Here is a 19,555-nt window from a genome sequence, read left to right as displayed (position 1 = left end):
CGCCTATCGACTCCCGGTGACAACACCCCCCGGATCATTGATGACTGGGGGCTTCAATCATGCCGGGACCGACAGGCCAACAACCCCAATTCTTACTCGTTTAAGGGGCTACTAAAAAGGTAACGGGAGCCGCCGTCGAATACCCGCCCGCATTGGACTACTTTCGCGCTCATTTTGGCGTTCTCCCACGGCAGCCGCGGAATCGGCAGGTGGCGGGGCGGTGTGATGGCGTGGGCGGGATTGGGCCCACGGGGCTACGGGGCCCAGGGCTGGTTGTGTGAAAGGTTCCGGCGGTGAAAGGCCGCATTGTCGCACTCAACACAGCGGAGGAAATGGAGTCCCATGATGGGAAGCTGCTTCACGTGGGCCCGGTCAGCGCACTGCGACCAGTTCAATTTCCACTCGGGCACCAAGTGGCAGCCCCGCCACGGCAACCGTGGTGCGGGCCGGAAACGGTTCGCTGAAAGTCTCTTGGTAAACAGAATTCATGGCCTCGAAGTCCGCCATGGCTGTCAGGTACACATTGACCTTGACAACATTGTCCCAGCCCAGGCCTGCCTCCGAAAGCACCTGTGCCAGGTTATGAAAGGCCTGGCGCGTCTGGTCTTCGGCGCCGCCTTCCACCAGCTTGCCCGTGGAGGGGTCGACGGGTGCCTGCCCGGACAAGAAGAGCAGCGAGAGTCCGGGCATCGTGGCCGCTTGGGAATAGGGGCCGATGGGTTCGGGCGCTGCCGACGTCAGTACGGCGTGACGTTTCATGTTTTATCCTCCGGTGGTTTACGGGAAGCAGCCTTGTGTGCTTCGCTGAGTCGCCCCGGCGCCGATGCCCGACGTTTCGGCGTCCGCGCGTCGACGCAAGAAACTATGCCGTAAGTCACAAGGACAATCAACTGGGTGTCACTTCAGGGCGTGGGGCCGCCGGCAACGGGAGGCGCGCCCCTGTGTGTTCACACCGCCGTCGACCGGGTGGTTAGGCTGGCTGCATGGCGACAGTTATCCTCGTGCGGCACGGCCGCACCACAGCAAATGCCACCGGGCTGCTGGCCGGAAGGGCCGTCGGCGTCAGCCTGGACCAGACCGGGCGCGACCAGGCGGCCGTGACCGGTGGCCGTCTCGCGGCCATTCCCCTGGTCGGGGTGGTGTCCAGCCCCCTTGAGCGTTGTCAGCAGACGGCCCGGCACATTCTCGATCGGCAGGCGGGCACGCCCTACGCGCCGGTCGATCCCAATCTCACCGAATGCGACTACGGCCGGTGGCAGGGCCGCACGCTCACCGATCTCGCAACCGAGGACCTATGGCCGGTGGTGCAGTCCCAACCGTCCGCGGTCGTCTTTCCCGGCGGCGAATCCATGGCCGCCATGCAGGCCCGGTCGGTGGCAGCGATCCGCCGCCACGATGCAGCCTTCGAAGCCGAGCACGGGCCGGGTGCAGTGTGGGCGGCGGTGAGCCACGGTGACATCATCAAGTCAATACTCGCCGACGCACTCGGCATGCACCTTGACCTGTTTCAGCGCATCAACGTCGGTCCCGCCTCCGTATCGATCGTGCGCTACGGAGCCAGCCGGCCGATCGTCCACGCGACCAACACCGACGCCGGTGATCTGTCCTGGCTGTCGAACGGCATCCAATCCGGCGATGCGCCGGTGGGCGGCGGTGCCAGGTAAAAGGCGCCAAGAACTTCGTGTGCCTAGAATACTGACATGCCTACAAGTGTTCACGAGTTTGCCTGGCCCGATCGGGTCGTCGTTGGCACCATTGGCCTTCCGGGGGCGCGCACGTTCTACCTGCAGGTCCGCCTGGGGGCGCAGATCGTCAGTGTTGCCCTCGAGAAGCAGCAGTCGGCCCTGCTCGCGGAGAAGATCGACGAAATTCTCGACCAGCTCATGACCGTTGAGGGCAACCCCTTCAGCGTTCCCCCCAGCACTCCCATTGAACTTGTCGACAATGACCAGCTCGAGCCCGTTCAGGAGCAGTTCCGCGCAGGGACCCTGAGCCTGGGCTGGGACCCAACGACGGCGCAGGTCGTCATGGAGGCCTATCCCATCACCGACGTCGACGTTGACGTTGACGATGAATCGCCCGATATGGATGACGCCAACGAGACCGAAATGCTGCTGGTGCGGATGCCGGTAGGCGCCGCCCGTGCATTCGCCAAGCGCACCCGTGAGGTCGTGGGCGCCGGACGACCTGCATGCCCGCTCTGCGGTTACCCCATCGACGCCGACGGGCACACCTGCACCCTTCCCGAGCCCTGATGCCGGCACTGGATCTCGTGACCGCCGAGTTGAAGCTGACCGGCCGCATCACGACTGCTTCAAACGCCACCTTCCTGGGCAACATCGGCGACGTGATGGTCGTCTATAAGCCGATAGCCGGCGAAAGCCCACTGTGGGATTTTCCCCACGGCACCCTGGCCCACCGTGAGGTGGCCGCCTACCTGGTCTCCCAGGCCTTTGGCTGGGACGTTGTCCCGCACACCTGGCTGCGCGATGGCCCCATGGGCGAAGGTATGGTGCAGCTCTGGCAGGAGCAGGACCCCGACCAGAGCGCCGTCGACCTGATCGCGACGGACCAGGTGCCGGAGTCGGGCTGGAAACACGTTCTCCAGGGACGCGATGGGAACGGGCAACTGGTCACCCTCGTCCACGAAGACTCACCGGCGCTCAGGCACATGGCGGTGTTCGACGTCGTCGTGAACAACGCAGACCGCAAAGGCGACCACATTCTGGCCATGCCGGACGGCCACCGGCACGGCGTGGACCATGGGCTCACCTTTCACCGTGACCACAAGCTGCGCACGGTGCTGTGGGGGTGGCTGGGAGATGCGCTGACCGCCGAGGAACGCGAAAGCATCGATCGTGTCAGTGAAGGACTGCGCGGTGGGCTGGGCCGGGACTTGGCCGACTTGCTCAGCGCCGAAGAAATCGCATCCCTCGCCGCGCGCTGCGCCCAGTTGCGCCGGGCCGGGCAGTTCCCGTCTCCGAGCGGTGGGATGCCGGCAGTGCCCTGGCCGCTGTTCTAATTCACCATGGAGCAGCCCCTTCAGGCGCCGCCCCTGCCCTACGCGAACATCGGGCGCGGGTCGAAGGTCACCTCTGCGTGAAGGAAGGGCCGTAACGGCTCCGGGTCGCCCGCGTCCCAGCAGGCGAAGTAGGGCTCAGCGATGTCGGCGGGGCGGGTGGGCGGGTCTCCAGAAGTTGTCATAAGCCCATGATTAACCGGTCATCTGCCAGAAGTACAACAAATTATTCCTCCTGGACCTGGCATTGTTGGTTGTGGAACTGCAGCAACTCCATTATGCGATCGAGGTTCAGCGGCGCGGATCCTTTACCTCCGCGGCAGATGCGCTGCACGTCGACCAGTCCGCAGTCTCCGCAAGTCGCAAAGCTGGAGCGGGAACTCGGCGTACGGCCGATTGACCGTGGCCGAAGTCGGGCGCATCGAAGGGGCCGCCGGCGATCCCCCCGGCCTCGCCCGCGGTGCCGTCATCGGATGAAGCATCCCCGGCTATCTCAACATCTTCGCCGAATTCCGCACCGCCCATCCAGGTGTCACGGTCAGCGCCAGCCAAGGCCAGTCGACCGACTTCACCGCCCGCCGAGCCCGACGCGATCACATTCATGGAGGACCCCGTCGCTGCGGGTGTGCCCGCCGGTCACGAATGGGAAGAACGGTCTCGCACCACCCGATGGCGGGCAAGCCGTGCCGCTGGAACACCCGGCCACCGAAAAACTCAAAAGCAGGACAGCTGAAACGCGTAACGCCCGCATTCTCCCCGTGCAAGGCACCCGTGGCGTTCGCCAGGCATGGACGCTGGGCGGGGAGATCAATCGAGAATGCCCACGCAGGATCAAGCCAGCCGGTTCGGGAAACAGGCGAGCAGGACTCAAGAAGCGCGCCTCGACCGATGGCAGTAGTGTGATTCTGAACCACGAATGAATGCCGCAATTGAACTTAGGAGAATCACATGGCCGAGAAGACCGCCGGGCTGTCCAAGGAAGAACGCGAGGCCGTCAAACAGCGCGCCGCGGAGCTGCGGGCACAGGAAAAGGCAGGGAAAAACCGCGCTGCAGGCGAGCAGGCGGTCCGGGAGGCAATCGCCGCGTTGCCGGAGGCCGACCGGCTTCTCGCCGAGGGCATCGACAGGATTGTTTCCGAAGTCGCCCCGCATCTCGTTCCGAAGACCTGGTATGGTTTCCCGTCCTACGCCAACGATGAGGGGAAGGTCGTCGTGTTCTTCAAGGCCGCCTCGAAGTTCACGTCCCGCTACGCCACCCTCGGCTTCGAAGAGGCAGCTAATCTCGATGACGGAGATCTGTGGGTAACCTCGTTCGCCGTGCTGGCGCTGACCCCGGAGACCGAAAAGAAGATCGCGGAGTACGTCCGCAAGGCTGCAAGCTAACTTGTCGGAGTCGTGAGCGGCCGCCCCCGGTACGTGTAGTCAGGGGAAACCCCAGGCATCAAAAACGACCCGATTCCCGCATGCACCGTGCTGGAATCGGGTCGTTTTTGATCCGTGCCGGCAACATCCGGCTGCCGGGAAGGTTGGACCTTGAAGCGGAACCCCACGGCATTCTTGCACTTTGCAGCGACCTGATACCGGGGTGGAGCCTTCACACGCGGTTGTTCCTGTTCCACAGCTGATGCGTCAGTCCGCTGGACGTGCTGATGGATTCAACGCTGAAGCGGTCTTCCAAGCCTGCAAGGTGGTCCCAAATCCGGACCCCGGTGCCGAGCACGATCGGAACGATCGCCACATGCAGGAAGTCGATGAGATCAGCTTGGAGGAACTCACCCACGGTCGAGGGCCCGCCGCCAATCCGAACGTCCAACCCACCTGCGGCTTCCTGAGCCAGGCGAAGCGCCTTTTCCGGGGACGCATCGACGAAATGAAAGCTGGTGCCGTTGGCGAACTCGAGTGGTTTGCGGGGATAGTGGGTCAGGATGAACACCGGAGTGAGGAAAGGCGGTTCGCCTCCCCACCATCCTTCCCAGCCGTCGTCGGGCCATTGCCCCGACTGCGGACCGAACTTTCGGCGCCCCATGATCTCCGCCCCGATGCCCTGGCCCCACATGCTGAACATGGCCCGATCCACGGTCACGGGGTCGTCCGTGCCATGAATGCCATGGATGACGCGGCCGTCGAACTTGCTGAAAAGCGCCCCGGCTCCACCGATCGGCTTTTCGAGCGTCACGTAATCACCAGCGGCGTATCCATCTGAAGAAACGAACAGGTTGTGCACCCGCGTCTGAACCATGAGATCTCCCTATGTGGTTGCAATCCGGAACCGTTTGAACCCTAGCGCAGAGTGGTTTCCGGCTGCAATCGTTCTGGCGGTCGGATGGCCCAGGCCATGTCTGACCGATACCCGCGCAAAAATGGTCATCGACCAAGCGCCGGCTCTACACGAAGCAGCTGGAATGGCAGTTTCAGCCTTATGGTGGGGATACGGGAAAACGCTCCCCGGATAATGTTCCGAAGAGCGTTCCCAAGGTGTTTTAGACGTTGAAGCGGAACTCCACCACGTCGCCGCAGATGGCAACCTCTATACGTCACATCTGCATCTGTGCAATTAGTCACACAGTATGCGTCGACGAGCCCTTGTGTTGCCGCATCAGATCCTGCGCCCAGTCCCGCAACGTAGCCTCGACGACCGCAGGCCGTTCAAGATGGACATTGTGCCCGGCCCCGTCGATCACGACGTAGCTTGCTCGTGGATAGTGCATCAGCAAGGTGAACTGATCCTCGAAACCCACGACATGATCCTGCCGTCCGGTGATGATCACCGTCGGGCCATCAAATTGGTTGAACACATCCTCGGGCCGCTCCTCGAGAAAGTAGCGCCGCGAAAGACGATCCATTGCGGCCTGATCGGCGGCACGAATACCCGGAAGCGCATGATCGCGAAATGCCTTCCAAGACTCATCGTCCTGACGCACCGCGATACCCGCAAATTCTTCACGGTCCGCGGGGGTCAGTGCATCCAGCACACCCGCATCGCACTCGAGTACTTCGAACTTCGGTAGGCGGCGCAGCGCTGCGTCAGGCTCAACCGCTGGAGCAATCAGGGCGAGGCCCATTACTTGATCAGGGAGCGCGGCGACCACATGCCTCGCGAGAAGTCCGCCCATCGAATTCGCTAGGAGCGCGAACGGGCCCTCTTCGACAAGCTCGCGGATCATTTCGACGAGCCACTGTGCGAGTTCCGGAAGTCCGCCAACGTCGTCGAGCGGAGCCGTCTCACCGAAACCAGGAAGGTCGAGATAGATCCGTTCCCAGTCACCGTCACCCGCGAAACAGTCGTCGAGCGCTAACAGCAGCCGGTGATCGACGCCGTTGCCATGCACTGCGATGAGCGGAACTCCGCTTCCTCTCCTCACAAGGTTGACGCCCACTCTCATGCCGCTTTCAAAGGCGTGATCTGTGCGTAGGTCGCCGCCCCGGCGTCGCGGGCAAGCTCCAGCTCGTACTGGGACTGAAGATTCAGCCAGAACTGCGGGTCGATGCCGAAGTACTGTCCGAGCCGCAGAGCCGTATCGGCAGTGATGGCTCGCTTGCCATGCACAATCTCGTTGATACGCCGCGGAGGCACACCGATCGACACGGCGACCTTGTTCTGCGTGATGCCGAAGCCCCTGATGAAGTCCTCCATGAGAATCTCGCCAGGGTGAATCGGCGGATAGAGCTTCTGAGTCATCGTCTCCTCCTCAGTGATAGTCCACGATCTCGACGTTCTCGGGTCCGGCGTCGGTCCAACGGAAGCAGATCCGCCACTGGTCGTTGATTCGAATACTGTGCTGACCAGCCCGATTACCCTTGAGAGCTTCCAGGCGATTCCCCGGAGGCACCCGCAGAGCGTCGAGGGTCGTCGCCGCATCCAGCAGATGCAGCTTCCGATTCGCCACCCTATGTATTCGCGGGTCGATACGTTTCGCCCGTTCGCGCAACCAGACGAACTCAGTGTCGCGGTCACCGAACGATCTGATCATGACACCAGTGTATAACGGAGTGCGTCAATAACGCTAGACGTTAAAGCGGAACTCCACCACGTCGCCGTCGTGCATGACGTATTCCTTGCCTTCAATGCGCACCTTGCCCTTGGCCTTGGCCTCGTGCATGGACCCGGCTTCGATGAGGTCCTCGAAGTGGACCACCTCGGCCTTGATGAAGCCGCGCTGGAAGTCGGAGTGGATCACGCCGGCCGCTTGCGGGGCGGTGTCGCCCTGGCGGATGGTCCAGGCACGGGCCTCTTTCGGCCCGGCAGTCAGGTACGTTTGCAGGCCCAGGGTGTGGAAGCCGACCCGGGCCAGCTGGTCCAGCCCGGATTCCTCCTGGCCGCTCATCTCCAGCATTTCGCGGGCCTCGTCCTCGTCAAGTTCCACAAGGTCGGCCTCCAGCTTGGCATCCAGGAAGATCGCATCGGCAGGGGCCACCAGCTCGCGCAGCTCCGCCTGGCGCTCCGGGTTGCCCAGCACGGCGTCGTCCACGTTGAAGACGTAGATGAAGGGCTTGGCCGTCAGCAGGCCCAGTTCCTTCAGGTGTTCCGTCTCCAGCTTGTCAGTCTTTACAGCGGAGAAGATGGTGTCGCCACGCTCCAACACGGCCTGCGCGGCCTTGACGGCGTTGAGCTCGGCAGCCTCGCGCTGCTTGAGCTTGACGGCCTTTTCAATGCGCGGGACGGCCTTTTCAATGGTCTGCAGGTCCGCGAGGATCAGCTCGGTATTGATGGTCTCCATGTCGGAGCGGGGATCCACCTTCCCGTCCACATGCACCACATCCGGGTCGTCAAAGACGCGGATGACCTGGGCGATTGCCTCCGCCTCGCGGATGTTGGCCAGGAACTTGTTGCCCAGCCCTTCGCCCTCCGAGGCGCCCTTGACAATGCCGGCGATGTCCACAAAGGACACCGTCGCCGGCAGCAGCCGCTGGGATCCGAAGACCTCGGCCAGCCGGGCCAGTCGCGGATCGGGCAGGCTGACCATGCCAACGTTCGGCTCGATCGTGGCGAACGGATAGTTTGCCGCGAGCACGTTGTTGCGCGTCAGTGCGTTGAAAAGGGTTGATTTGCCGACGTTGGGCAGTCCGACGATGCCAATTGTAAGTGCCACCCGTCAATCGTACCGGCAGGGCCCGGATTTCGCCGCCTGGGGCAATGGCCGGACGGTACGGGCCCTTCGGGCTGGTTTTGCGGGGCGGGCCTGTGCCGCTGGCCGTGCATGTCAGACCCCCGTGGCAAGGTGGAGGCATGACTGGAATTGGATGGCTTGTGGCCGTATTGATGTTGTTGGCCGGCGTGCTGGCCGGCGCCGCCGTGGCTGCGTGGCTGATGCGCGGGCGCCTGCTCGCCGCGCAGGGCGAGGCTGCCGCTGCCCGGCGCGAGACCGGCGAGGTGAATGCGAACTTTGCCGCGGCCGACGCCGAACGCCGTCTCCTGTTCAACCAGAACCGTGCGCTGTCCGCCCAGCAGGGCTCGGATTCCTCCGTGCTGCAGGCCCTGGGCCCGGTGTCGGAAAAGTTGAATGCCGTCCAGCGGCAGGTGGCGCTCCTGGAGCGGGACCGGGTGGAGCAGTACGGCCAGCTCGCCGAACAGCTGCGTGAAGCCAAGGATGCCGACGCCCGGCTCCTGGCCACCACCACCTCCCTGGAGTCCGCGCTGCGCTCCAACAACGCCCGCGGCAAGTGGGGCGAGGTGCAGTTGCGCCGCGTCGTGGAGGCTGCCGGCATGCTGGCCCATGTGGACTTTGAGGAACAGGTCCACACGGCCACGGCCGACGGCGCGCACCGCCCCGACATGGTGGTCCACCTGCCCGGCGGCAAGGAACTGGTGCTGGATGCGAAGGTGCCGCTGTCCTCCTACCTGCACGCGCACGACGCCGGCCCGTCCGCAGGTGCCGGCGCGGACGCGCACCTGGCCCGCCACGCGAAGGCGGTAAAGGCCCACGTGGATGCGTTGGCCGCCAAGAAATACTGGACGTCCGCCCACAATTCCCCGGAACTGGTCATCTGCTTTGTGCCGGTGGAATCCATCCTGTCCTCCGCCCTGGTCGCGGATCCTTCGCTGCTGGACTACGCCATGGGCAAGAGCGTGGTGCTGGCCTCGCCGATTTCCCTGCTGGCCATCCTGAAGTCCATCGCGTTCAGCTGGCGCCAGGATGTGCTCACGGAAAGCGCCAAGGAACTTTTTGACCTCTCGGCGCAGCTGTATTCACGCCTGGGCGTCATGGGCGAGGCCGTCTCCGGGGTGGGGGCCTCGCTGAAAACCTCGGTGGAGCGCTACAACAAGCTGGTCGGCACGCTCGAGTCCCGGGTGCTTCCCACTGCCCGGAAGCTGAACGCCTTCGACCCCAACACGCTGTCCGCCCCCGCCCTGGTGGAAGCCGTGCCGAGATCCCTCACGGCACCGGAGCTGGAGGAACAAGCGGGCTAGCCGGCGTGTCCGTGGCCGCCCAGGCCGCGGGAGGTGTCGCCGGCTGCCTTGAGCGTGGCACGCAGTTCCTTGGGCAGGGAGAAAAGGATGTCCTCCTCAGCGGTGACCACTTCCTCCACCGCACCGTAGCCGTACCCGGCGAGGAGGTGCAGCACGTCCTGGACCAGGATTTCCGGGACGGAGGCGCCGCTGCTCACGCCGACGGTGGCCACGCCTTCAAACCAGGATTCGTCGATCTCGTTGGCAAAGTCCACGCGGTGGGAGGCCTTGGCACCGTATTCCAAGGCGACCTCCATCAGCCGCACCGAGTTGGAGGAATTGGCCGAACCCACCACAATGACCAGCTCGGCCTGCGGTGCAATTTTCTTGATGGCCACCTGGCGGTTGGTGGTGGCGTAGCAGATGTCGTCGCTGGGCGGATCCTGCAGTTTCGGGAAGCGTTCACGCAGGATCTTGACAATCTCCATCGTCTCGTCCACGGACAGCGTGGTCTGCGACAGCCAGATCAGGTGTTCCGGATCCTCGACCTGCACGGTGCGGGCTTCGGCCGGGTTGTTCACAATCGTGGTGCTTTCCGGCGCCTCTCCGTAGGTCCCCTCGACCTCCTCGTGGCCCACATGGCCGATGAGCAGGATGTGGTTTTTCGCCTTGGCAAAGCGCACTGCCTCGCGGTGGACCTTCGTGACAAGGGGGCACGTGGCGTCGATGGTGCGCAATTTCCGGTCTTCGGCGGACTGCACGACGGCGGGGCTCACCCCGTGTGCCGAGAACACGACCAGCGCGCCTTCGGGCACCTCGTCGGTTTCCTCGACGAAGATCGCGCCGCGTTCCTCAAGCGTCGAGACCACGTGGACGTTGTGCACGATCTGCTTGCGCACGTAGACCGGCGCACCATAGTGTTCCAGCGCCTTTTCCACGGCGATCACGGCACGGTCCACGCCGGCACAGTAGCCGCGCGGGGCGGCCAGCAGGACCCGTTTGGCGCCGGCCACGGGGGCTGCGGCAGCGACCTCTTCGGGAGACCGGCGGCGGCGCGGAACGGCGGGCATGGGGACGGAAACGGCAGTGGTGCTCATGCCCCCATCCTACGTTGCCCGCCCCCTGCCCAGCAGGCCTGTGAGGAGGCCGACAACCACCAGCGCGACCGCCACGATGAAGCCGAGCACGATGCCCCACTGCCAGCTTGCCTGGGCTTGCGCGGCAAGTTCGCTCCCAAACCGTGCCACCACCGCGCTTCCCGCGCCGATCCTGCTGACCTGCCCGGCCGCAGAGCCCGTGCCCACCAGCCAGGCCAGGGCCACCACGCCCATCCCCAGGCCGGCCAGGACCAGTGTCAGCGCCCTTCGCCGCGCCACAGCCACGGCCAGCAGGAGCAGGAGCACGGCGGCGAGCGCCAGCCACTGTCCCGCGGCCCCCACCTTGGTCACCACGGGAATGGCCTTGGCCACCGTCGGCTGGTCCAGGCTGACCAGCACCTGCTTCGGCGTGGACAGGCTGACGCCCGTGTCGGCGGAGATCTTTGCACCCACCAGCCCCACCAGCGGGGCGACGTCCAGGTGGACGTCGCCACTGCCCTGTTGCTGTGCCGACGGGTCGAAGGTGAGCGTGTGGCTGCGGCGCAGCGTTTCCGACCAGGCCTCGGGGTAACCGGGCTGTGTGTAGAGGGACTGGGAGGTCGACTTGATGATGCCGGCGGCCAGGCCCTGGAGTTCCGGTGGCAGGTTCAGCTTGGCGGTTGCCTGTCTGGCGACCATGGAGGAGAGGGCCTGCTGGAAGTCTGCGTTGGCGCCCAGCGGCCCGGCCAGGGCCACAAAGCCGGATTGGTCCACTATGTTGCGTTCGGTCCACACCGCGGGACCGCTGATGGCGGCCAGCACCAGCGCAGCGATGACCAGGATGGCGGAGACCAGTGAGCGCATGAATAATCCCTTGATTGAGGTGGTGGGATACCACTTTATTCGAAGAATATTGGCGTCCCCGCCACACGCCTGGCGGATTACCACCCCGGGCGCCTGTGGATAACGGCGGGGGGTTGTCGCTGGCCAAAGCTAGAGTGGAAGCAGAATTTGTTTCCCAAGGATTGTGTTGCCCACCAGGACGGAGCGCGTTGCCCATGCAGGAAACCCCGGAACGGAAAGTGCTTCCGCCCACGGCGGCACAGACATCCCCGGAGAACCCGTGGCCGCTGGCCATGCTGAGCCAAAAGCTGAAGTCCCATATTGACAGGGCGCCCGCGGCCTGGGTTGAGGGGCAGATCATTGAACTCAACAAGCGGGCCAATGTCAGCTATCTCACCATCCGCGACGTCGACGCAGAGGTCTCGCTCAGTGTCACGGTCTGGGGTTCGGTCCTCAGCCAGCTCGCCACTCCGTTGGAGCGCGGCGCCCGCGTGGTGACGCTCCTGAAACCGGATTTTTGGCTGAAAACCGGCCGCCTGTCCATGCAGGGCCGGGACATCCGGCCCGTGGGCCTGGGCGATCTGTTGGCCAGGATTGAGCAGCTGCGCCAGGCCCTGGCCGCCGAAGGCCTGTTTGACCCGCGTCGCAAGAAGCGGCTGCCGCTGCTCCCCCACCGGATCGGGCTGGTCACGGGGCGCAATTCGGATGCCATGAAGGACGTGCTGCGCAATGCCGCGCTGCGCTGGCCGGCGGTGGAATTCGAAGTGCGCGAGGTCGCCGTCCAGGGCGTCAATGCCGTCACGGCGGTGATCGGGGCGCTGCGGGAGCTTGACGCCGACCCGGCCGTGGATGTGATTGTCATTGCCCGCGGGGGCGGCTCCCTGGAAGACCTGCTGCCCTTCAGCCACGAATCGCTGGTCCGTGCCGTGGCCGACGCCGTGACGCCGGTGGTCAGTGCCATCGGCCACGAGGCGGACCGCCCGCTGCTGGACGACGTCGCGGACCTGCGCGCCTCCACCCCGACCGACGCCGCCAAGCGGATCGTCCCCGACGTCGGCGAGGAACTGCGGCGCGTGGACCAGTCACGCACCCAGCTCAACCGCCGCATCAACCAGCTGCTGGAGCGCGAAGGCGACCGGCTGGCCCAGCTCCGCTCCCGGCCGGCCATGGCCCGCCCCGAAAGCATGCTCACGGCCCGTGCCGATGACATCGCCCGGCTCGGCGGGCGGGCACTGACCGCGGTGCGCAGCCAGGTGGGGCGGCATGCCGACCAGCTCACCCACCTCCGTGCCCAGGTGCGCGCCCTGTCCCCGCAAAAGACGCTCGACCGCGGCTACGCCGTGGTGCAGCTTGCGGACCGCAGCATTGTGCGCGACCCCGCCCAGGCGCCCGGCGGCACACCCCTGAAAATCCGTGTGGCGGGCGGCGACTTCAGCGCCGCAGCCACCACCAACTGACACTGCCAACTGACACTGCCAACCGACACCGCCGGCGGACGCTGCCGGCTCGAAGCAAAGGACCAGCCATGAGCCCCGAAACACCCTCAACAACGAACCCGCAGAACGCCGACGTTGCCATCCTGAGCTACGAACAGGCCCGCGAACAACTGGTGGCCGTGGTCAACCAGCTCGAGGCGGGCAGCTCCAGCCTGGAGGACTCGCTCGCCCTCTGGGAGCGCGGGGAGGCGCTGGCCAGGAAGTGCGAGGAATGGCTCGAAGGCGCCAAGGCCCGCCTCGACGCCGCCCGCGCCTCAACGGAGGGCTGAGCTGGGACCCCGCGGCACCTTTTCTAGGGTTTGTAGGTGCCTAGGAACTCGGCAATCCGTCCCACGGCTTCTTCAAGGTCCTCCACGTTGGGCAGCGTGACCAGCCGGAAGTGGTCGGGGCGGACCCAGTTGAAGGCGGTCCCGTGGGAAATGAGGATCTTTTGCTGCTCCAGCAGGTCCAGGGCGAACTGTTCATCGCTCTTGATCGGGTAGGCTTCCGGATCAAGCTTGGGGAAGAGGTAGAGCGCCCCCTTGGCCTGGTTGACGGAAACGCCGGGGATCTCGTTGAGCAGCCGGTAGGCGGCGTCCCGCTGTTCGCGCAGCCGCCCGCCCGGCAGGATGAGATCCTCAATGCTCTGGTGCCCGCCGAGGGCGGTCTGGATGGCGTGTTGGCCCGGCACATTCGCGCACATGCGCATGTTGGCCAGCAGGTTGATGCCCTCAAGGTAGTTCGCGGCCCTGGACTTGGGCCCGGAAATGGCCAGCCAGCCGGAACGGTAGCCGCAGATCCGGTACGCCTTCGACAGCCCGCTGAACGTCATGCACAGCACGTCGTCGCCGGTAACCATGGCGGTGTTGGTGAACTCGGTGCCGTCGTAGAGGATCTTCTCGTAGATCTCATCCGAGAACACGATCAGCCCGTGCTTGCGGGCCAGGTCCACCATGGACTTCAGGACGTGGGGCGGGTAGACCGCGCCCGTGGGGTTGTTGGGGTTGATGATGACCAGGCCCTTGGTCCGGGGCGTGATCTTCGCCTCCAGGTCCGCCAGGTCCGGCCACCAGCCGTTGTCCTCGTCGCACAGGTAGTGCACCGGCCTCCCGCCGGCCAGGCTGACCGACGCGGTCCACAGCGGGTAGTCCGGGGTGGGCACCAGGACCTCGTCGCCGTTGTCCAGCAGTGCCATGAGGGAGAGCGTAATGAGCTCGCTGACGCCGTTGCCGAGGTAGACGTCATCGACGCTGATGTTGTGGATGCCCCGCGTCTGGTAGTACTGGACCACGGCGGTCCGTGCCGAGAATATTCCGCGCGAATCGCTGTACCCCTGGGCGTGCGGCAGGTGGCGGATCATGTCCACGAGGATGGCGTCGGGCGCCTCAAATCCAAAGGGGGCCGGGTTGCCGATGTTCAGCTTCAGGATGCGGTGGCCCTCGGACTCCAGCTTTTGGGCCCGTTCCAGCACGGGGCCGCGGATGTCATAGAGGACGTTGTGAAGCTTGGTGGACTGCTTGAAATCTGCCATTAACCAAATATTGCACACCGTCCCTGCCGGTGCCTGTGTGACGTGCCCGCCGGGGCAGTGCCAATGGTCAGGAAGTGGCCTTGACGAGCCCGTTTTGCACCAGCCAGGACCTGGCAACCTGTGCCGGGGAGCCGAAGTGCATGCCGGCGCCGATGCGGTTCAGGTTGACCAGTTCGTCGTTGCCGAGCGCAGCGGAGACCTTGTTCAGGACCGCCTGCACGTCGGCGGGCACCTTGGCCTCGTTGACCACCGGCACCACGTTTTCGGGCCGGAAGATGCCCTTGGTGTCGGTCAGGGCCACCAGTGCGTTGTCGTCGATGGCGGGCGAGGTGCTGTGGATGTCCGCGACCTGGATGTCATCGCGCAGCAGCGCCAGCAGGAGTTCGTCGTGGGTGGAAGGCAGTTCCCGGTAGGTCTTGGGGACGCAGTTGTAGTCGGCACCGACGGCGGCCAGGCCGCGGTCCTTGGTGTGGAAGGCGGCCGAGCCGCCAAAGCTGAGCTTGGCGCACACCTTTGCCAGGTCGGAGATGGTCTTCAGGTGGTATTTTTCCGCCGTCACCGCCGTGACCACGAGGGAATCGTTGTCATTGGCCGCGGCCGGGTCCAACAGGGCGGTCCCGGCCGGAAGTGCGGCCTTCAGGGCGGCGGGCACTGCTGCCGGCGCGGTGGCACCCGCCGACGGGTCCAGTCCGAGCAGCATGTCGCTGGAGTAGCCCGGCACGACGTCGACCTTTCCCGCCGCCACCTGGTCCAGCAGCGTGGGGTCCTTGGGGTCCTCCGGCTTGACGACGGCGGCCAGACCGGCGGCGTTCATTGCCTCGGCGTACACATTGGCCAGCAGCACGCCCTCCAGCGGGTTCGAACCATCCGGCACGGCCGGGGTCCCCACCACGAGCGCCGGCCGCTTCGACTGCGTGGCGCTGGGGATGACGACAATGGGGCTGGTGGTGCAGGCCGTGGTGCCCGCAACCAGCATGACCGCCACGGCCGCGGACGCGGCCAAACGTAACAGGTGCATGTTCTCCCTTGGTCTGCCGGGTCCGGCGGCCCTGCTGGCCGGGCCGGGCCTGCGGCGCGTCCTTCAGGGAACAGCTTACCGGCGGCCCGCACCCGCCCCGTCCCCGCCTCCGCGGGAACGGCCGCGCGTGCTCAGCCCAGGTCCTCGACGTGGGTTGCGCCCCGGGCGCCGAGTTCCGGCGCCTCCCGAAACTGCGCTTGTGTGCCGGCGTGCTCCAGTTCCAGCACCGTGATGCGGTTGGTCCCGGGCCGCAGCAGGGGCGCCGGGACGTAGAGCGTATGCTGCGGGCCCACCTCCCAGTAGCGGCCCAGGAGGAAGCCGTTGACCCAGGCGAACCCCTTGACAAAGCCCGGCAGGGCCAGGTGGGTGTCCGCCGGTCCGTCGACGTGGAGGCTGCCGTGGAAGAGTCCCCGGCCGCCCGCCTCACCGCCCGGGTCCTGGCTGCCCGAATCCCGGCCGCCCGCGCGGCCCAGCAGCTCCGCCAACGGCGCGCCGGGGTCCAGGGCCCGCTGCTCCCAGTGGAAGACGTAGCGCTGGTTGACCAGCACGCCGCCCAGGATGCCCTTGCCCTGTCCGAACAGCGGCCCGTAGTTGATGCGGCCCTGGTTTTCCACCAGGATCTCCAGCACGGCCGGACCGCCCGCGTGGGCCACCGTCAGGCCGGCTTCCGCCGTGCTGTCCGTCAGGACGCCGGCGGGCACACCGTCAATCCACAGGTAGGCGCGGTCATGCAGGCCGCGGATCCTGATGGTGCCGCCGCCGATGGGCAGGACGGCCGTGGCGGTGTGGTGCACCAGTCCGCGGTCCAGGCCCAGCTGTTCGAAGGACAGCGGCTTGATGCTGGCGGCGGCTTCCCCTGCGCGGACCAGTTCCAGGAGCCCGGTGCCGGCCGTGAGGTCGATGCCCGACGCCGGCAGGACCGCGGCCGGGCGGGCCAGGGCCTCGGGCAGCGGGGCCGGCTCGCGGCCGGCCGCGGCATGGAACACTTTTCGCATGGCATGGAACTTGTCGGTGAGGCGCCCGTCCTCGCCGATGGGCGCGTCCGAGTCGTAGCTGGTGACGGTGGGCTGGATGGCGCCGTCGTGGTTGCACCCGGACGTCAGGCCGAAGTTGGTGCCGCCATGGGCCATGTACAGGCAGACGGAACCGCCAAGGTCCAGGATCTTCGCCACGTCGGCGGCGGCATCGGCCGCACCGCGGGTGTGGTGCTCCTCGCCCCAATGGTCAAACCAGCCGTTCCAAAACTCGACGTTGAAGAACGGTTCGCCGGGCCGGCGGCGCCGCCAGACGGCGTCGGCCGCATCGCCGCCGGAGCCCAGGGTCGCCGCCGCCCAGGTGTCCGGCAGGGCGCCGCCGTCCAGGAAGTAGTCCGTGCCGCCGTCGGCCGTGAACAGCATTTCGGTGATGCCGCGGGACTGCAGCGCTGCCCGGTTCCAGCGCAGGTAGCCGGCGTCGTCGCCATAGCTGCCGTATTCATTTTCAATCTGGACGGCGACCACGGGGCCGCCGTGCGAAGCCTGCAGGGGCACGAGGACGGGCAGGAGCCCGTCAAACCACTCCCCCACGACGCGGGTAAAGCGCGGATCCGAGGAGCGCAGCACCATCTCCGGGTCGGCAATGGCCCAGGCCGGGAAGCCGCCGTTGTCCCATTCGGCGCAAATGTAGGGTCCGGGGCGGACAATGACGTCCAGGCCCGCGTCGCCGGCAAGCGTGATGAAGCGGGCAAGGTCCCGCCAGCCGGTGAAATCCGGGGCCACCCCCCTGGTGGGCTGGTGGAAGTTCCAGGCCACGTAGGTGTCCAGCGTGTTCACCCCCATGGCCGCGAGCCGGGCGATCCTGTCCTCCCACAGCTCGGGGTGGATGCGGAAATAGTGCATGGCACCGGCCAGGATCCGGTGCGGCCGGCCGTACCGGCTGAGCTTCCGCCCGGAATAGGAGAGCGCCGGGCCGGGGCCTGACCGGCGCGTTGCGGGAAGGCGTGCGGCCTCCTCGGCGGGCGTTGGGGCATTCATGGACAAGGCTTCTCCCGGCATTCGTTCGGCAGGCACAGACTGTTATGGATAACAAGCATAGGCGTCTGCTCCCCGGCTGGTGAAATGCGGGGTCCGTTTGTGGGCCCCGGGGCGGCCATGTTACGCGAAACACCTACAATGGTGGCAGGCGCGACGGGCCACCCGGCACCGGACTGAAGCACCACTCTCCGGGCAGCCGGCGGAGACCGCGCAACCGAGCGAGGAGGCACACCATGAAACAACAATTCAAGCGGGGCCCCGCCATGCGCGACGTCGCGGCAGCCGCCGGCGTCTCGGCCCAGACAGTATCACGCGTCCTCAGCAACCATCCCCACGTCCAGGAGTCAACGCGCCGCCGGGTGCTGGCGGCCGTCGAGGAGCTTGGCTACCGCCAAAACAACATGGCCCGCGCCCTGGTCACCGGGCGCTCCAAGACGTTGGGCCTGCTGACGCTGGCCACCAACCACTACTCACGTTCCTCGCTGGCGCTCGGCGTTGAGCTGGGTGCCCGCGAGGCCGGCTACACCGTCAATTCGGTCACCTCCGACCTCAGCGTGCAGGCGCTGACCGACGCCGTCAACCGGTTGGTCCAGCAGGGCGTGGACGGACTCGTCATTGCCACCCCGCTGCGGGAAGCCGCTGCAAAGGTCCGCGAGCTGACGGCCCACATCCCCACTGTCACCACGGACGGTCCGGCCGGCAGCGGCGCAGGGCTGGTGGGCGTGGACCAGGAACTTGCCGCCGTCCTGGCCACGCAGCACCTCCTCGACCTGGGCCACAAGACCGTGTGGCATGTGGCCGGCCCCGCCGACTGGTCCGACGCCGCGAGCCGCCTGGAAAGCTGGCGGCGGACCCTGCAGGAGGCCGGCCGCGAAGTGCCGCCGGAGCTGCACGGCGACTGGAGCCCGGAGTCCGGCTACCGCAACGGGCTGATCCTGGGCCGCATGCCGGAGGTGACCGCCATCCTGGTGGCCAGCGATGAAATGGCGTTTGGCGTCATCCGGGCCCTGGGCGAACTGGGCCGGCGCATTCCCGGCGACGTTTCCGTGGTGGGCATTGACGACATCGACCTGGCCGCCTACGCCAACCCGCCGCTGACCACCATCCGCCAGTCGTTCGAGGACACCGGACGCCGCGCCGTGCTGCACCTCCTGGCACAGATCGCCGACCCGGACCGGGAGGGCTGTCCAGAGCTGGTGGCCCCGACCCTGGTGGTGCGCGGCAGCACCGCCCCGCCGCCGAAAGGCTAGCCGTACCTAGCCGGCGTCCGCCGCGGCGCCGTCGGCAACAAGACGGGGCACCCCAAAGATCGGGTCCTGGTCCAGGATCCGCACGTCGCCCAGCCCCCTGGCCGCCAGGTGCCGCCGGAAGGCCGCCTGCAGGGCCGGCACGTTGCTGCCCAGTCCGCTGCCCAGCACGATGGGGCCCGCCACGCCCAGCTGCACCGCCACCTGGTGCGCCATGGCGGCCAGGTCGGCGCCGGCCCGGTCCACCATCGCGAGCGCGCCGGCGTGGCCGTTGGCGGCGGCCGCGATGACCACCGGCGACGCGGCCGCCCAGTAGCGGCGCGTGGTGCCCTGGTGAAAGTGCGCAATCAGTTCGCCGGGCTGCTCCAGCCGGCAATACCGAAGCAGGCCGAGCGTCAGCTCGTCCGGCACGGCCCCCAGGTCCATCCGGTGCAGGCTGTGCCGCACGGCCTCGCGCCCCAGCCAGTAGCCGCTGCCCTCGTCGCCGAGGAGGTAGCCCCATCCCCCGGCGCGCGCCTCGGCGCCGTCGGCATTGGTGCCCCAGGCAGCCGAGCCCGTGCCCGCAATCACGGCCACGCCGGTGGACGCGCCGCCCGCAGCGAGCAGCAGGCGGGTGTCGTGCACCACGGTGACCTTGGCCCCGGGCACAAAAGGCGAGATGAGCGCCCGAAGGGCAGCGGCATCGTCGTCCGTGTCCACGCCGCCGGCGCCGGCAAACACCACGTCCGGGCGGGGGCTGTCCAGCGCGCCGCAGAGCGCGGCCAGGTGTTCGCGCGCCGTCTCGACACTCACGTTCTGCACGTTGGCGCTGCCGGCGCTCGCATCGGCGGCGACTTCGCCGTCCACCCACAGGATGCCGCGGGTCTTGGACCCGCCGATGTCCAGGCCGAGCACGGTCTTCGGCAGGGCGCGGGATTTCAGGGTGTCGGGAGTCACTCATCTAGAC

The 19,555-nt window shown here is 66.5% G+C and carries 22 protein-coding genes; 9 read left to right on the top strand and 13 right to left on the bottom strand.

What is annotated here, in order from left to right:
* Positions 1-372 precede the first annotated feature (372 nt).
* Positions 373-759 (bottom strand): Rid family detoxifying hydrolase, encoded by a 387-nt coding sequence (locus MMF96_RS17635; protein ID WP_176617657.1) that lies wholly within the window; start codon positions 757-759, stop codon positions 373-375.
* Positions 760-983: 224 nt separating this feature from the next.
* Here MMF96_RS17635 and MMF96_RS17630 point away from each other — a divergent pair, with 224 nt between their 5' ends.
* The 3 genes from MMF96_RS17630 to MMF96_RS17620 are packed head-to-tail and all read left to right on the top strand — an operon-like array spanning position 984 to position 3,022.
* Positions 984-1,664, top strand: a complete 681-nt coding sequence (locus tag MMF96_RS17630; protein ID WP_176617658.1) for a histidine phosphatase family protein — start codon at positions 984-986, stop codon at positions 1,662-1,664.
* A gap of 36 nt (positions 1,665-1,700) precedes the next feature.
* On the top strand, positions 1,701-2,255 hold the full coding sequence (locus MMF96_RS17625) for a DUF3090 domain-containing protein (RefSeq protein WP_176617659.1): 555 nt from the start codon (positions 1,701-1,703) through the stop codon (positions 2,253-2,255).
* Positions 2,255-3,022, top strand: a complete 768-nt coding sequence (locus MMF96_RS17620) for an SCO1664 family protein (RefSeq protein ID WP_176617660.1) — start codon at positions 2,255-2,257, stop codon at positions 3,020-3,022. Before MMF96_RS17625 ends, MMF96_RS17620 begins: the two co-directional genes overlap by 1 nt.
* Positions 3,023-3,060: 38 nt before the next feature.
* Here the strand turns inward: MMF96_RS17620 and MMF96_RS17615 are convergent, their stop codons facing one another.
* A complete protein-coding gene (locus tag MMF96_RS17615; RefSeq protein WP_176617661.1) occupies positions 3,061-3,204 on the bottom strand; it encodes a hypothetical protein in 144 nt (47 codons plus the stop codon).
* Positions 3,205-3,275: 71 nt separating this feature from the next.
* On the opposite strand from MMF96_RS17615, the gene MMF96_RS19960 reads away from it, so the two are divergent.
* Both MMF96_RS19960 and MMF96_RS17605 read left to right on the top strand, forming a co-directional pair.
* Positions 3,276-3,419, top strand: a complete 144-nt coding sequence (locus MMF96_RS19960; protein WP_371131018.1) for a LysR family transcriptional regulator — start codon at positions 3,276-3,278, stop codon at positions 3,417-3,419.
* Positions 3,420-3,967: 548 nt separating this feature from the next.
* Positions 3,968-4,402, top strand: coding sequence for a hypothetical protein (locus tag MMF96_RS17605; protein ID WP_176617662.1), 435 nt, complete (start codon positions 3,968-3,970; stop codon positions 4,400-4,402).
* Between the two features lie 211 nt (positions 4,403-4,613).
* On the opposite strand, the gene MMF96_RS17600 is transcribed toward MMF96_RS17605, so the two are convergent.
* The 5 genes from MMF96_RS17600 to ychF form a co-directional block, all read right to left on the bottom strand.
* Positions 4,614-5,258, bottom strand: a complete 645-nt coding sequence (locus MMF96_RS17600; protein WP_176617663.1) for a dihydrofolate reductase family protein — start codon at positions 5,256-5,258, stop codon at positions 4,614-4,616.
* Between the two features lie 319 nt (positions 5,259-5,577).
* Positions 5,578-6,396 (bottom strand): alpha/beta fold hydrolase, encoded by an 819-nt coding sequence (locus MMF96_RS17595; protein WP_256884282.1) that lies wholly within the window; start codon positions 6,394-6,396, stop codon positions 5,578-5,580.
* 2 nt (positions 6,397-6,398) lie between these two features.
* On the bottom strand, positions 6,399-6,698 hold the full coding sequence (locus tag MMF96_RS17590; RefSeq protein ID WP_176617665.1) for a HigA family addiction module antitoxin: 300 nt from the start codon (positions 6,696-6,698) through the stop codon (positions 6,399-6,401).
* A gap of 10 nt (positions 6,699-6,708) precedes the next feature.
* Complete coding sequence (locus MMF96_RS17585; protein WP_176617666.1) at positions 6,709-6,990, bottom strand: type II toxin-antitoxin system RelE/ParE family toxin; 282 nt, start codon at positions 6,988-6,990, stop codon at positions 6,709-6,711.
* Positions 6,991-7,023: 33 nt separating this feature from the next.
* On the bottom strand, positions 7,024-8,109 hold the full coding sequence (gene ychF / locus MMF96_RS17580; protein WP_176617667.1) for a redox-regulated ATPase YchF: 1,086 nt from the start codon (positions 8,107-8,109) through the stop codon (positions 7,024-7,026).
* 137 nt (positions 8,110-8,246) lie between these two features.
* On the opposite strand from ychF, the gene MMF96_RS17575 reads away from it, so the two are divergent.
* Complete coding sequence (locus tag MMF96_RS17575; protein ID WP_176617668.1) at positions 8,247-9,428, top strand: DNA recombination protein RmuC; 1,182 nt, start codon at positions 8,247-8,249, stop codon at positions 9,426-9,428.
* Here the strand turns inward: MMF96_RS17575 and MMF96_RS17570 are convergent.
* Together MMF96_RS17570 and MMF96_RS17565 are read right to left on the bottom strand one after the other, a co-directional pair.
* Positions 9,425-10,504 carry a 4-hydroxy-3-methylbut-2-enyl diphosphate reductase gene (locus MMF96_RS17570; protein ID WP_176617669.1) on the bottom strand — a complete coding sequence of 360 codons (1,080 nt, stop codon included), beginning with the start codon at positions 10,502-10,504 and terminating at the stop codon, positions 9,425-9,427. The genes MMF96_RS17575 and MMF96_RS17570 overlap by 4 nt on opposite strands.
* Before the next feature lie 9 nt (positions 10,505-10,513).
* Complete coding sequence (locus tag MMF96_RS17565; protein ID WP_176617670.1) at positions 10,514-11,347, bottom strand: hypothetical protein; 834 nt, start codon at positions 11,345-11,347, stop codon at positions 10,514-10,516.
* Between the two features lie 194 nt (positions 11,348-11,541).
* Here MMF96_RS17565 and xseA point away from each other — a divergent pair, with 194 nt between their 5' ends.
* Together xseA and MMF96_RS17555 are read left to right on the top strand one after the other, a co-directional pair.
* Entirely contained in the window at positions 11,542-12,783 is a 1,242-nt protein-coding gene (xseA, locus tag MMF96_RS17560; RefSeq protein ID WP_176617671.1) for an exodeoxyribonuclease VII large subunit, read from the top strand.
* Positions 12,784-12,851: 68 nt separating this feature from the next.
* Positions 12,852-13,091: an exodeoxyribonuclease VII small subunit gene (locus tag MMF96_RS17555; protein WP_176617672.1), complete on the top strand. Its 240-nt coding sequence runs from the start codon at positions 12,852-12,854 to the stop codon at positions 13,089-13,091.
* Between the two features lie 23 nt (positions 13,092-13,114).
* Here MMF96_RS17555 and MMF96_RS17550 read toward each other — a convergent pair whose 3' ends face one another.
* From MMF96_RS17550 to MMF96_RS17540, 3 genes are all read right to left on the bottom strand, one after another.
* Positions 13,115-14,332: a pyridoxal phosphate-dependent aminotransferase gene (locus MMF96_RS17550; protein ID WP_176617673.1), complete on the bottom strand. Its 1,218-nt coding sequence runs from the start codon at positions 14,330-14,332 to the stop codon at positions 13,115-13,117.
* A gap of 67 nt (positions 14,333-14,399) precedes the next feature.
* On the bottom strand, positions 14,400-15,350 hold the full coding sequence (locus tag MMF96_RS17545) for a glycine betaine ABC transporter substrate-binding protein (RefSeq protein WP_256884281.1): 951 nt from the start codon (positions 15,348-15,350) through the stop codon (positions 14,400-14,402).
* 131 nt (positions 15,351-15,481) lie between these two features.
* Positions 15,482-17,362, bottom strand: coding sequence for a glycoside hydrolase family 35 protein (locus MMF96_RS17540; protein ID WP_176617675.1), 1,881 nt, complete (start codon positions 17,360-17,362; stop codon positions 15,482-15,484).
* Between the two features lie 233 nt (positions 17,363-17,595).
* Here MMF96_RS17540 and MMF96_RS17535 point away from each other — a divergent pair, with 233 nt between their 5' ends.
* Positions 17,596-18,612 (top strand): LacI family DNA-binding transcriptional regulator, encoded by a 1,017-nt coding sequence (locus MMF96_RS17535; protein ID WP_218063222.1) that lies wholly within the window; start codon positions 17,596-17,598, stop codon positions 18,610-18,612.
* A 6-nt stretch (positions 18,613-18,618) separates the two neighbouring features.
* Here MMF96_RS17535 and MMF96_RS17530 read toward each other — a convergent pair whose 3' ends face one another.
* On the bottom strand, positions 18,619-19,545 hold the full coding sequence (locus tag MMF96_RS17530) for a BadF/BadG/BcrA/BcrD ATPase family protein (protein WP_256884280.1): 927 nt from the start codon (positions 19,543-19,545) through the stop codon (positions 18,619-18,621).
* Positions 19,546-19,555 lie beyond the last annotated feature (10 nt).

It is taken from the genome of Arthrobacter sp. STN4 (assembly GCF_024539665.1).
Classification (GTDB): Bacteria; Actinomycetota; Actinomycetes; order Actinomycetales; family Micrococcaceae; genus Specibacter.
Note: the sequence above shows the minus strand (reverse complement) of the source record. Positions and strands in the feature narration are given on the sequence as shown.